This is a genomic window from Bacillus sp. MM2020_4 (genome assembly GCF_011250555.1).
Taxonomy (GTDB): Bacteria; Bacillota; Bacilli; order Bacillales; family Cytobacillaceae; genus Neobacillus.
In genome coordinates, this window is the sequence record NZ_JAANMZ010000009.1 from 1 (window position 1) to 13,769 (window position 13,769).

Sequence of the window (13,769 nt, forward strand, 5' to 3'; positions counted from 1 at the left end):
TTGTAGGGTATTTACTTATTGATATTATCGATAATCTTATAAAATATTTAGGAACCACCATTCCTTTTAGTTCGGGAAATGCTGTAGAGCTATTATTTGTATTATTTTCACCGATATTTGTAAATAAGGGGTATTTCTGGATTGTTTCTTTGGGCATTATTGGGAAGTATATCCTGCTAGGAGTAGTTCTTCAAGAAACTAGTGTGTTGGCGCCAACGATAATAACAATTATTTTATCAGCAATTTCATCAATTCTTTTGACACGATTTATCTCCTTCATAAATTCTTTAAAGTTAGTATATGAAGAGCTTCATCAGAAAGAGAAGCTAGCGGTTATTGGTCAAATGGCTACAGCCATTGGGCACGAAATTCGTAATCCCCTTTCTTCATTAAAGGGTTTTACACAGCTGCAGCAGGAAAGAAATCCGAATGGGAATCAGTTTTATCCAATTATGATCCAGGAAATTGATCGGATCAATTCGATAGTCGAGGATCTAATGTATCTTGGGAAACCAAGAGAAATAAAATTTGAAAGTGCCCATATTGAAGAAATAATAACCTATACACATTCAATAACAAAGCATCAGGCTGAAAGACAAGGTATATCTTTTGAGATGACAATGGCAGATACTTTACCACCACTTGAATGTGATGCAAAGCAACTTAAACAGGTCTTTCTTAATTTAATCAAGAATGCTATTGAATCTATGCCTGAAGGAGGAAAGATACAGATTCTTGTAAAATGTGTTGAGGACCGTAAAATATATATTTCCATTCAGGATGAAGGCTATGGGATTGCTGAAGAAAGCCTTCCAAATTTAGGTGAACCATTTTTTACAACAAAAAAAGATGGAACTGGTCTTGGGTTATTGGTTACCAACCAGATTATCAAGGATCATAATGGAGAGTTGAAAATAGAAAGTGAGATTGGTACAGGAACAAAGATTACTGTGATATTACCAATTAAACAAAATTCATGGAAATAAAATGTTACAAGGGGTATATCAATAATATATAATGTAGGTGGGCACGGTACTTTAAGTGATTTTGTGAAATACAACAATTAGTACTGCGAAATTCTTAAAAATGTGCTAGAAACACTGGAGGTTAATATGATTCCACACGAGGAAAGGCAAACCGTCAAATGGTTTTTATTATTCTTTTATATCATTTTAATAGGTTATGATTTTCTATACTATTACTTTTTACCCGTTTTTATACGTCATAAGGCTGGCGGGCTACCTAGTAACTTTTGGTATATCACCTATTTTGTATTGGCAATATTGATTCCAGTAATCTTTTATTTAAATAAAGTTAATAAGCAATTTTGGATAAAATATTTGGTTTTCATAAGCTATTTACTCTCCTCATTTATTGTTGATGTTATTACATATTATGGTAGGGGAGAGGACTATTCAAGTGGTAATGTGGTAGAGGTATTTTTAATTTTATCATTACCTCTTTTCTTAAATACAAGATATTTTTGGTTAGTTAGTATTGGAGTAGCTTTAAAATACATTTTTACTGGATACATATTAAATGCTTCATTTGTGATAATCCCGTTAATATTAATTGCTATTTTATCCATCATGTCATTCTTTTTATTAACTCGTTTCCAAGGATATGTCCGGTCGATTAGTACCTTATATGATAATCAATTAGAAGAAATTGTGAAGGGTGTTATTGCGACCTTGGAGTTGAAAGATCCTTATACTAGGGGTCATAGTGAACGTGTAGCGAGCTACGCTTTATTATTAGCAAAGGAAATAGGGGGATTTACCAAAGAGGAACAAAAGTCATTTTATTATGCCTGTTTACTTCATGATATTGGAAAGGTTCATATTCCAGATCAAATTCTAATGAAACCGGGAAAACTAACAAAAGAAGAATTTGAGATTATTAAAACTCATCCAGTTGTTGGTACTGATGCGGTTAAGAATGTTGAGGGAATAAAGGATAGTATTTGTGTAATTCGCTCTCACCACGAGCGTTGGGATGGAATGGGTTATCCTGATCAATTAAAGGGTAAAGCTATTCCATTATTTGCAAGAGTAACGGCTATTGCAGACGCTTTTGATGCAATGACTTCCTCAAGATCTTATAGGGCAGCAATGCCTGTTGAGGAAGCATTTCAACGGATTATTGAAGGTGAAGGTTCCCAATTTGATCCAATGTTAGTGGAAGAATTTAAAAAGGTCTTTCCTGCTTGGAGAAAATTTCATGAAAAATATCCATGGACAAAAAAGTGGGAAATGTATAGGGAGGTGGAATGAAATGAAAATCCGTAAACTAAAAAAAGTTAAAACAACTTGCTGGTGGTGTCCATATGCAGGAATCAAGCCATAATAAAGTGGGGATGCTAGCGCAAAGCTAAGCATCCTTCTTTAATTATAAAACTATAAGTTAAAGGGTGTTATAATGACCATTACACTCGATTCAAATCTATTATTGGCTCCACTTAATATTCGTAAAGATAAAAAAAATTATATTATTGAAGATATAGATTCAGGTGAATTCTATGAAATGCCAGAAGTTTGTGTTGAAGCGATAAATTTAATAACTGTTGGTAAGCATTTAGGTGATATTGAGAAAAAGCTTAAAGATAAATATCCGAATGATGACGTTGATCTTCTCGATTTTGCTGAACAGTTATTGGAATTGCAATTGATAGAGGAAATTGATGGTGTAAAAGTTGAACGACAGGTTCAGCAAAAGGAACCCTTGGGGTTTTCGTCCATTTCTCCAAAGGTCGGAAAATTCTTCTTTAATAAGATTTCGTATCTTTTGTATCTATCCCTGTTAGTAGTAAATATTATTCTTGTCATTGTCAAGCCTTCCTTATTTCCTCATTATAAAGATATTTTTGTTTTTGATATTATGGTATTAAATGTGGTTGTATGGATGACGATTTCCTTTATTTTGGTGCTTATCCACGAGTTTGGGCATATTTTGGCCATGAGAGCTCACAATCTTCCAACCAAATTGGGGATTGGTCATCGGTTATTTTTTGTTGTCTTTGAAACGGATATGTCATCGATTTGGAGACTACCCTCTAAGGATAGGAATGTGTTATTTTTAGCAGGTCTTTGCTTTGATACAGTCATTCTTTTTATTGCCCTAATTTGTCAATTAATTTTTCCAAATGGGATTTCACTCAGTTTAACGACACTTGCTGTATTTGATATATTTACGAGAATTGTATTTCAATGCTGCATTTATATGAAAACGGATCTATATTTTGTCTTTGAAAATGTATCCGGGTGTTACAATTTGATAGAAAATGCGAATCAGACCATTCGCAAATGGTTTCCATTTCTTAAATTTAGCGCCAAGGATGAGGTTGAATTTGAAAGCGAAAGAAGGACGATTTTCTTTTACTCCATTTTCTGTGTTGTTGGGGTAGGATTAACGATTTTCCTATATGCAAAGTATTATATTCCTGAAATAATTCATGCGGCAAAAATACTCCTTCCGGGATACTTACAATCACCAACAAGCCTTGTTTTCTGGGATGCAGTGGTTTTTACACTCCAGGTCGGCATCTTCTTACTATTACTTTTGAATTCATGGCGAAAAAAATACCTAAAGTATTAGTTTGTGTCAGAAATTTGTCTAAAATAATATTTCTAAGGGTTTTTTCCCCCGATGATGGGGGAGTTCCCCTATATAGATAACACTTCTGTTTTTCTTACAATAAAGGTAAGAAAACGGATGTGTTATTTTTTTTAGGGAGGATCAAGAAAATGGAGTCAACTATTTCTACGACCAAAAAACCGAGAAGCTCTGTTAATGATGCGTTTGCATCCCATTTTGCGAAATCAATGTTTCTAGCTGTTGTCGGACTACTAATCTTAACTTTTATCGGAACCAGAATGTTTACCCATGTCGACTTGAATTTATATGGATATATGGTTGGGACCATCGTTTTTATTGGCGGGTTCTTTTACCGCTTTATTGCCTGGGGCGAAAGGCCGCCAACCAAACTTTTTATAAAAAAAGGGTTAAAGCTGCTTTTTAGAAAAAGCACGCCAAAAACAGCAGTCAATCATTTAGCGATTTACGATTTCATCCGCAATCGCGGAATTTACCGTTGGGTACAGCATATCCTAATCGGCTGGGGCTGTGTGCTTGCATGTTTAGTTACTTTCCCGCTCGTGTTCAGCTGGATGTACTTTACAATGGAGGATAATGGCTACTATACCATCGTGTTATTTGGAATGAATGTTTTGCATGTAAAAGCAGAAGGAATCATTGCTTGGTTATCCTATAATGCTTTAAATATTGCCGCAATCATGGTTACGGCAGGTGTGGCAATGGCACTCTACCGCCGTTTGAAAAACATGCAGGCCAGAGCAGAACAAAAATTCATGTATGACTTCTTACCACTTTACCTGTTACTATTCATTTCGATCACTGGCCTTTTACTCACTTTCCAGAACATCGTATTACATGGCTGGATGCAGCCGCAAATGTCACTTATCCACCAATTTTCCGTCATTGTGACGTTGATTTATTTACCATTCGGAAAGCTTGCGCACATTCCTTTCCGTCCAATGAGTGTTTTTGCAAGAAATTATCGTGAACATTATGGAGAACAACATATGAAAGAATGTAAAGTATGCGGCGACCATTTCGTATCTGTTGAGCAATCAAATGATGTCATTCAAGTATTAGGTGTCAATGAGATCGATTTTAATATGCAAGATGGTTTTAACCTTGCTGAATTATGCCTGCCATGCCGCAGAAAGTACCGGATTTCCAGATTCTCAGGATTCGCAACGCATCAAGTGAAAGTCAAGGAGGCAAACCAGAATGCAAAGGGATAAGTTTTTTAAAGAAATCGAAAATGTACGTCATCCAAATGAAACTCTTGTAAAAACACACTGCAGCTATTGCGGGATGCAATGTGGGATGAATTTACGTGTTAATACGAAGACAAATAAAATTATTGGTGTTGAGCCTCGTTATGACTGGCCGGTAACAGTCGGAAAAATGTGTCCGAAAGGGGTTACCGCTTACCAGCAGACGAACCATGATGATCGCATCTTAAAACCATTAATCCGTGATGATGCCTCCCTCAAAGGGACAAAAGAAGGATTCCGTGAAGCCACATGGGATGAAGCCTACAGCTTAATAGCTAAAAAGTTTGCAGAGCTTCAAGGAAAATACGGAAAAGATAGTTTATCAGTATTCAGTGGTGTATCGATGACAAATGAAAAATGTTACTTAACAGGTAAGTTCGCCCGGGTAGCCATGCAAACACGCTATATCGACTATAACGGCCGTTTCTGTATGTCAAGTGCAGCTGGTGGCTTCCTCCGTTCTTTCGGTGTAGACCGTGGATCAACACTGCCATGGACAGACCTTCATGAAACAGATTGCTTGTTTATCGCTGGTAGTAATACGGCTGAATGTCACCCAACTTCCATGTTCCGTGTTTGGGCAGTACAGGAAAGAGGCGGATACTTAATCGTTGCCGATCCTCGCGAAACTCCAATTGCAAGAAGAGCAGATGTCCACTTGGATTTAAGACCGGGAACAGACCTAGCTCTTGCAAATGGAATCTTAAACCTACTGATTCAAAACGGCTATGCCGATGAAGAATTTGTTAACAACCACACAAATGGTTTTGAGGAAACAAAAGAATTGGTGAAAGAATTTACTCCGGAATATACAAGTGAAATTACTGGCGTTGATCCTGAAAAAATTATTCGTGCCGCAGAAATTTATGGAAAGGCACCAAATGCCGTTGTCATGTTTGCCCGTGGGATCGAGCAGCAGCATAAAGGGGTCGACAATGTATCGGCTTATACCAACATGGCATTAGTCACTGGAAAAATTGGCCGTCCAAAATCAGGTGTTGCCACTTTTACAGGTCAAGGTAATGGCCAAGGCGGCCGTGAACATGGGCAGAAATCAGACTTACTGCCAGGTTATCGTAAAATAACGAATCCGAAACATGTGGAAGAAGTGTGTCAGGTCTGGGGAATTACGCCAGAAGAGATGCCGCAGCCAGGTGTCTCAGCCTATGAAATGTTCGAATTGATGGAGAAAAAGACCATCCGAGGATTGTATTTGCTTTGTTCAAATCCTGCTGTATCCGCACCGAACTTAAACTTTGTTCGTAAAGCAATGAAGGGCTTGGATTTCATGGTTTGTGCAGACTTCTACCTATCAGAATCAGCGGAATTTGCCGATGTCATTCTTCCAACCGTTACATGGTCAGAAGATGAAGGAACAGTGACAAACCTAGAAGGACGGATTATTAAGATTAATAAAGCCCAAGAGCCACTTGGTGAATCAAAGCCGGATTGGCAGATTCAAGCAGAGCTTGCAGAATACCTTGGCAGAGGAAAATATTTCTCTCATTTGAAAACAGCAAGAGATGTTGCGGATGAATTCCGCTTAGCATCAAAAGGCGGTTATGCCGATTACTATGGTGCAACATGGGATAAAATTGACAAACAAGACGGAGTGTTCTGGCCTTGTAAAGATGAAGCCGACGAAGGGACACCGCATATGTTCCTAGATAAAAAATTCTATCATCCGGATGGAAAGGCAAAAATATGTGCCCTTCCGTACCGTCCGCCGGCAGAAGAACCGGATGAAAAATATCCATTACGTTTAACAACAGGACGCGTGGTTTACCACTATTTATCTGGAAACCAAACACGCCGCATTCAATTTTTACGTGATATGTGCCCTGAGCCATATGTAGAGGTACATCCGGAAACAGCTGCTAAATACAATATTGTTCATGAAGAATATGTCCGCCTTTATACACGCAGAGGCGAAGCTGAATATAAAGTGAAAATCACAGAAGCTATTCGAAAAGATACCGTATTTGTGCCATACCATTTTGGCCACGATAAATCTATTAATCTCTTAACAATTGCAGCTCTAGACCCCATGTCACGGATGCCGGAATACAAGGCTTGTGCCGCGCAGATTGAAAAACTAGAAATGAAGAAGGTGCAGTAAATGAAAAAGAGGCTTTATTTAGAACTTGAAAACTGTATAGGGTGTCGCTCCTGCTTGGCGGCTTGTACACAGTGCGGAGGACATGAGGAACGTAACCGTAACTATGTTTACGACGTTAACCCACTTGTTAACCGTCAAACCATGCCTCTTATGTGCCTTCACTGCGTGAATCCTGCTTGTGCACGAAGCTGTCCGGCTCAGGCCATTCAAATTCACGAAACAGGTGCTGTTCTTTCGGCGCTTGTGGAAAAGTGTATCGGCTGTCAAAACTGTACGATTGCTTGTCCGTACGGTATTCCGAAGTTTGATACAGAGCAAAATTTAATGTATAAGTGTGACCTCTGTATCGACCGGACAAAGGATGGCATTCCACCAATGTGTGCGAGTGTTTGTCCTTCCAATACACTTCAATGGTTAACAGATGATGAAATTGAAGCGAAACAAAAGCAATTTAATCTTGATAATGGTAAATGGGTAACAAGTATGCCTTATTTAGAAGGCGAAACAAACGTTAAAGTGAATCTCCCTGGAATCCTGCAGGGCGTCACGAAATTGTTTTAGGAGGGATTAACATGACAGATAAAAATAATAAAATCCCGTTTAATGAAGATAACTATACACATAATATCAATCGCAATAATGAAAGAAAATTGGATCGTCGCGGTTTCATGAAAACCTTGGTTGGCGCTGCGGGAGTATTTGCCGTTTCCTCCCTTCCATGGGGTGTGTTGGCTGCGAAGGAATTAAATGGTCTTGAAGATAAAAAATATCCGAAACAAAAAATCACGGACGTTAGTGCTTTATCTGTGGGGGATGCTGTTGACTTTGCTTTCCCTGGAGAGCATGACAGTGCCATTTTAATTCGACTTTCTGAGAAAAAATACGTGGCCTATCAAAATGCTTGTACCCATCTTCGCTGCCCGGTTTTTTGGAAAAAGGATGAGGGTGAAATGCTTTGCCCATGTCATCACGGCAAGTTTGATGTAGAAACGGGTGCACCCATTGCCGGCCCTCCTAGACGGCCGCTTCCTGAAATTCATGTGAAGGTAGAAAATGGTGCAGTTTATGCCGTGGGGGTGAAGCGTTATGAAGCGTAGTTACCTACCTGTGGCCCTCTTACTCGCGGTTCTAATGTTAAACATTATTTTTACGCAATATATGGTTCATCAATACTTTTATGAACATGTAACAAACGTAATCATAGCTGCGGTCATCAACATTATTTTGTTTCCAATCGCCTTCCTTATTTATAAAAAAGGTGTGAATGTCCATGACTAGTGAAACCTATATCGATTTTTGTTTTGTAAGACCAGAAATAGGTGGCTTTGAAGCGGAAATTGATGAATTATTAAAACAGATCTTTGCAAAAAAACGATTGAACTGGTTTTTAGAAGAAAAGCAGACCATCGATGGTGCTGAGATGGTTGTGGCTGAAATAAAAGGAATGAGTGACTGGGGTTCTGAGGAAGAAACCATCCAGTTCATCGAGGAGAATGCAGAAGAGAAGTTTTGGGAGTATCTGCAGGGCTATAAAATGTTCATCTATCCCGCGAAGAGAGGATGTAACAGCTGTGGAACTCATTAATGTTGAAGATGTAAATCAATTTGCCGGTGTGGAGGTAGAAATCTTCATCCATGATGAAGAAGGCGGTGACCAGGCGCCGGCTGTAAAGAAAACGGTAAAAAAGATCCAGCTTTGCCCTGACAGCACCCATATTCGATTCTATTTTGATCATCTTAATTTTCTTGCTGTGCCCCGTGCAAGTCGTGTAATAAAAACGGAAGATCAATGGTCTGCATCAGATCCCGAAAGTGGTTTAACCTATAAGGTAAGAAAAGCGTAAGCGTCTAGGCGCAGTAGTTTTTCAAAAAAGGTTCAGGTCTTTTAATTAAGAGCCTGCCTTTTTTTTAAAAGAAAAGAATGTATAAAATTTCGACTTTGAGAAATGTCCAGCTCCAGCGCCCTAGCGGCTAGTGTCCTTCACGCTCCGCCCTACGATAAGTCAAGCACGGATGCGCTCCGCTCTCCGTGTTTCCTTTATCTCAGTTGGAGCGCTCCAGGCCATACGCCGCTGACCAGGGCGCTTGCGCTTTTCTTAACTAAAGGTGGTGTAAAATGGAAGATTTACATGTAAAGCAGCAGATTAGCTCTTATATTATTCAATCCCAAGAGGAAGAAATTAAGCGAATTGCCTTGGAGCTTCACGAAGGTGTCGGACAAAATCTATACAGTATTCTAACTGGTTTGCAGGTTGTTGAGTCAGCTATAGAAGAACAACATTTGAAAAATTATGTTCGAGAAATGGAATCCCTAATAGAAAAGACGATTCAGGAAATTAGGCTGCTGTCTGTTGAATTGCATCCACCTGCCCTAACCACTCTTGGTTTACTTCCTGCAGTAAAAAGTTATATTAAATTATATACCTCAACATTTGGCATTTTAGTTGATTTAGAATCAACGGGTGAAGAAAAATTGATACCTGAACAGAACAGAATCGCCGTCTTTCGTGTCTGTCAGGAAGCGCTTGCGAATATTGCGAAATATGCAGATACATCGAATGTGAAAATATACTTTGTCTGGAATAAAGAAGAATTAACTATCACCATTCAAGACTTCGGGAAAGGGTTTCAGGTAGAAGAGCATATTGAAAACCATCATTCTTATGGCCTTGCAGCAATGATGGAAAGAATGCATCTAACTGGCGGACAGTGCACGATATCATCTAAAATAGGAGAAGGAACATCTATTGAGTTATCTCTACCGTTATAGGAATTAAAGGAGAGTTAAAAAGTGATAAAAATCCTACTGGTTGATGACCATGCTGTTGTTAGAAGCGGGTTAAGAATGCTGCTGCATACAAATCCCGAGATGGAAGTTGTCGGGGAAGCCTCCGAAGGTAATGAAGGAATTAAAAAAGCATTGAAGCTGGGGCCTGATGTTGTGGTTATGGATTTAAGTATGCCTCATGGAAAAGATGGATTGTCAGCAACTACAGAACTTAAAAAGTTAAAACCGGAGATCAATATATTAATTCTCACGATGCATGATGACGAAGAATATTTATTCCGTGCCATTCAAGGCGGGGCATCTGGCTGTATATTAAAAAGCGCTCCACACGATGAATTAATGGCCGCTATCGAGTCAGTTGCGGCAGGGGATGCTTATCTTCATCCATCAGCACAAAAGCGGTTGATGGAAGAATATTTGGGAAGTCTTAAACAAGATGGCAGTGATATGTATAACCTCTTATCTGATCGTGAAAAGGAAGTTTTGACACTGATCGCTAAAGGTTATTCTAATAAGGAAATAGCGGAGCAGTTAGTGATTAGTGTGAAAACGGTTGAAACCCATAAAGGAAATTTGATGGAAAAACTGCAGATGAAAACCCGGCCCGAGTTGGTGGAATATGCCGTTAAAAAGGGGTTACTAGGTTATGGAATTTAAGGAGTATCACCTTAGATGATAGCGATTAAGGAAATTCAAGCGGTTACGGATTTATGCAGTGGGGTAATGGCCGCTGTTAATAGTGAATTTGTCGCTCTTGCGATCCAAAATGAATCAGGACCTGATGTAAGATGGCATTATGCCGCCGGAAATCTGAATGATAAATACAAAAGAATAACCGTCCGTTTTGGGAAAGGAATTGCCGGAAAAGTGATTTCAAGTGGCAGCCCGATGATGATGAAAAACTTTCCTCATGATATTTTGGGGAAAGTGACGGATTATCCAATTGCTCTTGCCGAAAAACTTGTGGCCTCATATGCGGTTCCTTTATTTTTTAATGCTGTTCCCAAAGGAGTACTGCTCGTGGGAAAAAGGGAGAAATATTCCTTTACCGAAGAGGAGCAGGAAGTGGTAAAGGATTCTGCACAATCCTTAGAACAAATTCTAAAAGAGCATTTACTGTAATGCGGGGGACGGAAATGGATATAGATATTCAGCAAACCAAAAATGAACTAATGGATTATAAATTTGCTCTTGATGCATCCTCGATTGTAGCCATCACGAATTCGCGGGGCACTATTAAATATGTGAACGATCAATTTTGTCATATCTCCAAATATTCACGGGAAGAACTTTTGGGACAGGACCATCGGGTCATAAGTTCGGGGCTCCATTCTGGGAGCTTTTTCAAAGAGATGTGGAGAACAATTGGTTCGGGGAAGGTTTGGAAAGGCGAAATTTGTAATCTTGCCAAGGATGGAACCTATTATTGGGTTGATACAACAATTGTTCCGTTTCTAAACGAAAAAGGGAAGCCGTACCAATATCTTGCGATTCGCTATGAAATTTCAGAAAGAAAGCGTGTGGAGCAGGAATTACAGAAAATGATGGGGACTATCATTGATGTACAGGAAGAGGAACGAAAGCGCCTTTCCCGAAATTTGCATGATGGAATCGGTCAAAACCTATATAGCCACCTTATTACCATTAATCGGTTGCTTTCTGAAATGGATCATCCACTTCTTTCGCAGATGCAAAACGAAGCGACCCAATTAATCGAAGAAATCCGTGAAATATCCTGGGAGCTGCGGCCGTCAGTGTTAGATGACCTTGGTTTAGTGCCAGCCATCCGATCCTATTTATCCCGATATTCAGACCATTACCATATCGATGTTTACTTTGATTGTGTACTAAACCGTCGACTTGATATCAGTATTGAGCTCACGATATACCGAATTATTCAAGAAGCATTAACGAATCTCCGAAAATATGCAGAGGTCGCAGAAGCCACTGTCATCGTCAGAGAGATGGATGATGTGGTTCGGGTGATGATTGAAGACAAGGGGAAGGGGTTTGACATGAAAAGGCAATCTCCAGGAGTGGGCCTATTCAGCATGGATGAAAGAGCGAGGTCTGTTGGCGGGGAACTTTCGATTACCGCATCACCAGGAAAAGGTACGAAAATAATCTTAGAAATACCGATACAGTTTGCAAGTTAAAAAAGGTGACAGGCACCGAAATGGTGCCTGTCACCTTTTATACGTTTACCAGTGTGTATTCTTTATAAGATAAGACGCTTATCTTATAATTTGAACGAGCTTTTCAATGAAACAATTCTGTTAAACACTAGTTTGTCTACTGTTGTGTCTTTTGGATCGACGTTAAAGTAGCCGTGTCTAAAGAATTGAAATTTCTCCTGTGGTCGGCTTTCTCGCATGTTTGGTTCAACAAAACCTTGCAATACCTCAAGGGAATGAGGATTTACGTTATCAAGGAATGTTTTCCCCTCGTTATCAGCTTCTTCCGTTTCGTCTAAAATTAATGGTTCGTATAAACGGAATTCTGCCGGAACAGAGTGTGTTGCTTCCACCCAGTGAATCGTTCCTTTCACCTTTCTGCCAGTAAAGCCGGTACCACTCTTGGTTTCCGGATCATATGTGCAGTGCAGCTCCACTACTTCCCCGTTTGCATCCTTAATAACGTCTTCACATTTAATGAAATAAGCATTCTTTAGGCGAACTTCATTACCAGGGAACAAACGGAAATATTTTTTAGGCGGATCTTCCATGAAATCATCTTTTTCAATATAAATCTCACGGGAAAACGGAATCTTGCGCATGCCCATTTCTGGATTTTCCGGATTAATTTCTGCATCAAGTAATTCAATTTGACCTTCTGGATAATTCGTGATGACCACCTTAAGTGGATTAATAACGCCCATTGTCCGCGGTGCCTTTAATTTCAAATCTTCGCGGACAAAGTGTTCAAGCATTTGCGAATCCACCGTGCTGTTGTTTTTCGTTACAGCGGTCTCGCTCACAAAGGCACGGATGGATTCAGGTGTAAATCCTTTTCTTCTCATCCCGGAAACGGTTGGCATCCGCGGGTCATCCCAGCCATCCACAAAGCCCTCATCCACTAATTGCTTCAACTTGCGTTTACTCATAACTGTATTGGACACGTTTAAACGGCCAAATTCGATTTGCTGCGGTCTGCTCTCCATTTCACATTGTTCGACAACCCAATTATAAAGTGGACGTTGATCTTCGAATTCAATCGTACAAATCGAATGAGTGACCCCCTCAATCGCGTCTTCAAGTGGGTGGGCAAATGCATACATCGGATAAATGCACCATTTATCGCCGGTGTTATGGTGTGAGGTATGGGATATACGATAAATAACAGGGTCACGTAAATTGATATTTGGTGAGCTCATATCAATTTTTGCTCTTAGAACTTTCTGACCGTTGTCAAATTCGCCAGCGCGCATTCGTTTAAATAAATCCAGATTTTCCTCAATGGTCCTCTCGCGGTAAGGGCTATTCTTCCCCGGCTCTGTCAGTGTGCCGCGATATTCGCGAATTTCGTCAGCTGACAGGTCATCCACATAAGCAAGTCCTTTTTCAATTAAAAGAATGGCTCTGTTGTACATTTCCTCGAAATAATTGGAGGCAAATAATAAGTTATCCCATTCAAAACCAAGCCATTTTACATCTTCCTTAATGGAATTTACATATTCGATATCTTCCTTCGCAGGGTTCGTATCGTCAAACCGTAAATTGGTTTTACCGTTAAAGTCATCTGCTAATCCGAAGTTAAGGATAATCGATTTGGCATGTCCAATATGTAAATACCCATTTGGCTCTGGAGGAAAACGAGTGACAATCTCTCGGTGCTTACCTGATTCTAAATCTTTTATCATGATATCTTTAATGAAATTTCCTGTTTGATTTTCCACCCTTTTCAACCTCTTTCATCAAATCTCTATTATCTATAAATACCATAAAACCTGATATTTTTCCATTGTTCCCAACAATTCATCGGAAAAACAGCTTCAGCATGA

The 13,769-nt window shown here is 39.4% G+C and carries 15 protein-coding genes; 14 read left to right on the plus strand and 1 reads right to left on the minus strand.

Annotated features, from left to right (window positions below):
• The 14 genes from G6554_RS08625 to G6554_RS08690 all read left to right on the plus strand — a co-directional run.
• The coding region (locus G6554_RS08625; protein ID WP_166240780.1) for an ATP-binding protein at positions 1-986 on the plus strand (986 nt) is incomplete at its 5' end.
• A gap of 126 nt (positions 987-1,112) precedes the next feature.
• The gene (locus G6554_RS08630) at positions 1,113-2,273 is read left to right on the plus strand and encodes an HD domain-containing phosphohydrolase (protein WP_166240782.1); all 1,161 of its coding nucleotides are present in this window, start codon (positions 1,113-1,115) and stop codon (positions 2,271-2,273) included.
• 145 nt (positions 2,274-2,418) lie between these two features.
• Positions 2,419-3,594: a hypothetical protein gene (locus G6554_RS08635; RefSeq protein ID WP_166240784.1), complete on the plus strand. Its 1,176-nt coding sequence runs from the start codon at positions 2,419-2,421 to the stop codon at positions 3,592-3,594.
• A 149-nt stretch (positions 3,595-3,743) separates the two neighbouring features.
• Positions 3,744-4,826, plus strand: a complete 1,083-nt coding sequence (locus G6554_RS08640) for a respiratory nitrate reductase subunit gamma (protein ID WP_166240786.1) — start codon at positions 3,744-3,746, stop codon at positions 4,824-4,826.
• Entirely contained in the window at positions 4,813-6,981 is a 2,169-nt protein-coding gene (locus G6554_RS08645; RefSeq protein ID WP_166240788.1) for a molybdopterin oxidoreductase family protein, read from the plus strand. The genes G6554_RS08640 and G6554_RS08645 overlap by 14 nt, the downstream gene beginning before the upstream one ends.
• On the plus strand, positions 6,982-7,542 hold the full coding sequence (locus G6554_RS08650) for a 4Fe-4S dicluster domain-containing protein (protein WP_166240789.1): 561 nt from the start codon (positions 6,982-6,984) through the stop codon (positions 7,540-7,542).
• Positions 7,543-7,553: 11 nt separating this feature from the next.
• Positions 7,554-8,078: a Rieske 2Fe-2S domain-containing protein gene (locus G6554_RS08655; RefSeq protein ID WP_166240791.1), complete on the plus strand. Its 525-nt coding sequence runs from the start codon at positions 7,554-7,556 to the stop codon at positions 8,076-8,078.
• On the plus strand, positions 8,068-8,259 hold the full coding sequence (locus G6554_RS08660) for a hypothetical protein (protein ID WP_166240793.1): 192 nt from the start codon (positions 8,068-8,070) through the stop codon (positions 8,257-8,259). The genes G6554_RS08655 and G6554_RS08660 overlap by 11 nt, the downstream gene beginning before the upstream one ends.
• Positions 8,252-8,566, plus strand: a complete 315-nt coding sequence (locus G6554_RS08665) for a hypothetical protein (RefSeq protein ID WP_166240795.1) — start codon at positions 8,252-8,254, stop codon at positions 8,564-8,566. The genes G6554_RS08660 and G6554_RS08665 overlap by 8 nt, the downstream gene beginning before the upstream one ends.
• Positions 8,553-8,825 (plus strand): hypothetical protein, encoded by a 273-nt coding sequence (locus G6554_RS08670; protein WP_166240798.1) that lies wholly within the window; start codon positions 8,553-8,555, stop codon positions 8,823-8,825. Before G6554_RS08665 ends, G6554_RS08670 begins: the two co-directional genes overlap by 14 nt.
• A 272-nt stretch (positions 8,826-9,097) precedes the next feature.
• The gene (locus tag G6554_RS08675; protein WP_166240800.1) at positions 9,098-9,751 is read left to right on the plus strand and encodes a sensor histidine kinase; all 654 of its coding nucleotides are present in this window, start codon (positions 9,098-9,100) and stop codon (positions 9,749-9,751) included.
• A gap of 21 nt (positions 9,752-9,772) precedes the next feature.
• Positions 9,773-10,426 (plus strand): response regulator, encoded by a 654-nt coding sequence (locus G6554_RS08680; RefSeq protein WP_166240802.1) that lies wholly within the window; start codon positions 9,773-9,775, stop codon positions 10,424-10,426.
• Between the two features lie 15 nt (positions 10,427-10,441).
• Positions 10,442-10,891 (plus strand): GAF domain-containing protein, encoded by a 450-nt coding sequence (locus G6554_RS08685; protein ID WP_166240804.1) that lies wholly within the window; start codon positions 10,442-10,444, stop codon positions 10,889-10,891.
• 14 nt (positions 10,892-10,905) lie between these two features.
• Positions 10,906-11,925 carry a PAS domain-containing sensor histidine kinase gene (locus G6554_RS08690; protein ID WP_242637811.1) on the plus strand — a complete coding sequence of 340 codons (1,020 nt, stop codon included), beginning with the start codon at positions 10,906-10,908 and terminating at the stop codon, positions 11,923-11,925.
• A gap of 83 nt (positions 11,926-12,008) precedes the next feature.
• Here the strand turns inward: G6554_RS08690 and G6554_RS08695 are convergent, their stop codons facing one another.
• Positions 12,009-13,664, minus strand: coding sequence for a glutamine--tRNA ligase/YqeY domain fusion protein (locus tag G6554_RS08695; RefSeq protein WP_166240808.1), 1,656 nt, complete (start codon positions 13,662-13,664; stop codon positions 12,009-12,011).
• Positions 13,665-13,769: the final 105 nt, after the last annotated feature.

What these genes read in the sequence shown, in the direction of transcription:
- G6554_RS08630 (WP_166240782.1), top strand. Translation starts at nt 1,113, where the DNA reads ATGATTCCACACGAGGAAAGGCAAACCGTCAAATGGTTTTTATTATTC.
- G6554_RS08635 (WP_166240784.1), top strand. Translation starts at nt 2,419, where the DNA reads ATGACCATTACACTCGATTCAAATCTATTATTGGCTCCACTTAATATT.
- G6554_RS08640 (WP_166240786.1), top strand. Translation starts at nt 3,744, where the DNA reads ATGGAGTCAACTATTTCTACGACCAAAAAACCGAGAAGCTCTGTTAAT.
- G6554_RS08645 (WP_166240788.1), top strand. Translation starts at nt 4,813, where the DNA reads ATGCAAAGGGATAAGTTTTTTAAAGAAATCGAAAATGTACGTCATCCA.
- G6554_RS08650 (WP_166240789.1), top strand. Translation starts at nt 6,982, where the DNA reads ATGAAAAAGAGGCTTTATTTAGAACTTGAAAACTGTATAGGGTGTCGC.
- G6554_RS08655 (WP_166240791.1), top strand. Translation starts at nt 7,554, where the DNA reads ATGACAGATAAAAATAATAAAATCCCGTTTAATGAAGATAACTATACA.
- G6554_RS08660 (WP_166240793.1), top strand. Translation starts at nt 8,068, where the DNA reads ATGAAGCGTAGTTACCTACCTGTGGCCCTCTTACTCGCGGTTCTAATG.
- G6554_RS08665 (WP_166240795.1), top strand. Translation starts at nt 8,252, where the DNA reads ATGACTAGTGAAACCTATATCGATTTTTGTTTTGTAAGACCAGAAATA.
- G6554_RS08675 (WP_166240800.1), top strand. Translation starts at nt 9,098, where the DNA reads ATGGAAGATTTACATGTAAAGCAGCAGATTAGCTCTTATATTATTCAA.
- G6554_RS08685 (WP_166240804.1), top strand. Translation starts at nt 10,442, where the DNA reads ATGATAGCGATTAAGGAAATTCAAGCGGTTACGGATTTATGCAGTGGG.
- G6554_RS08690 (WP_242637811.1), top strand. Translation starts at nt 10,906, where the DNA reads ATGGATATAGATATTCAGCAAACCAAAAATGAACTAATGGATTATAAA.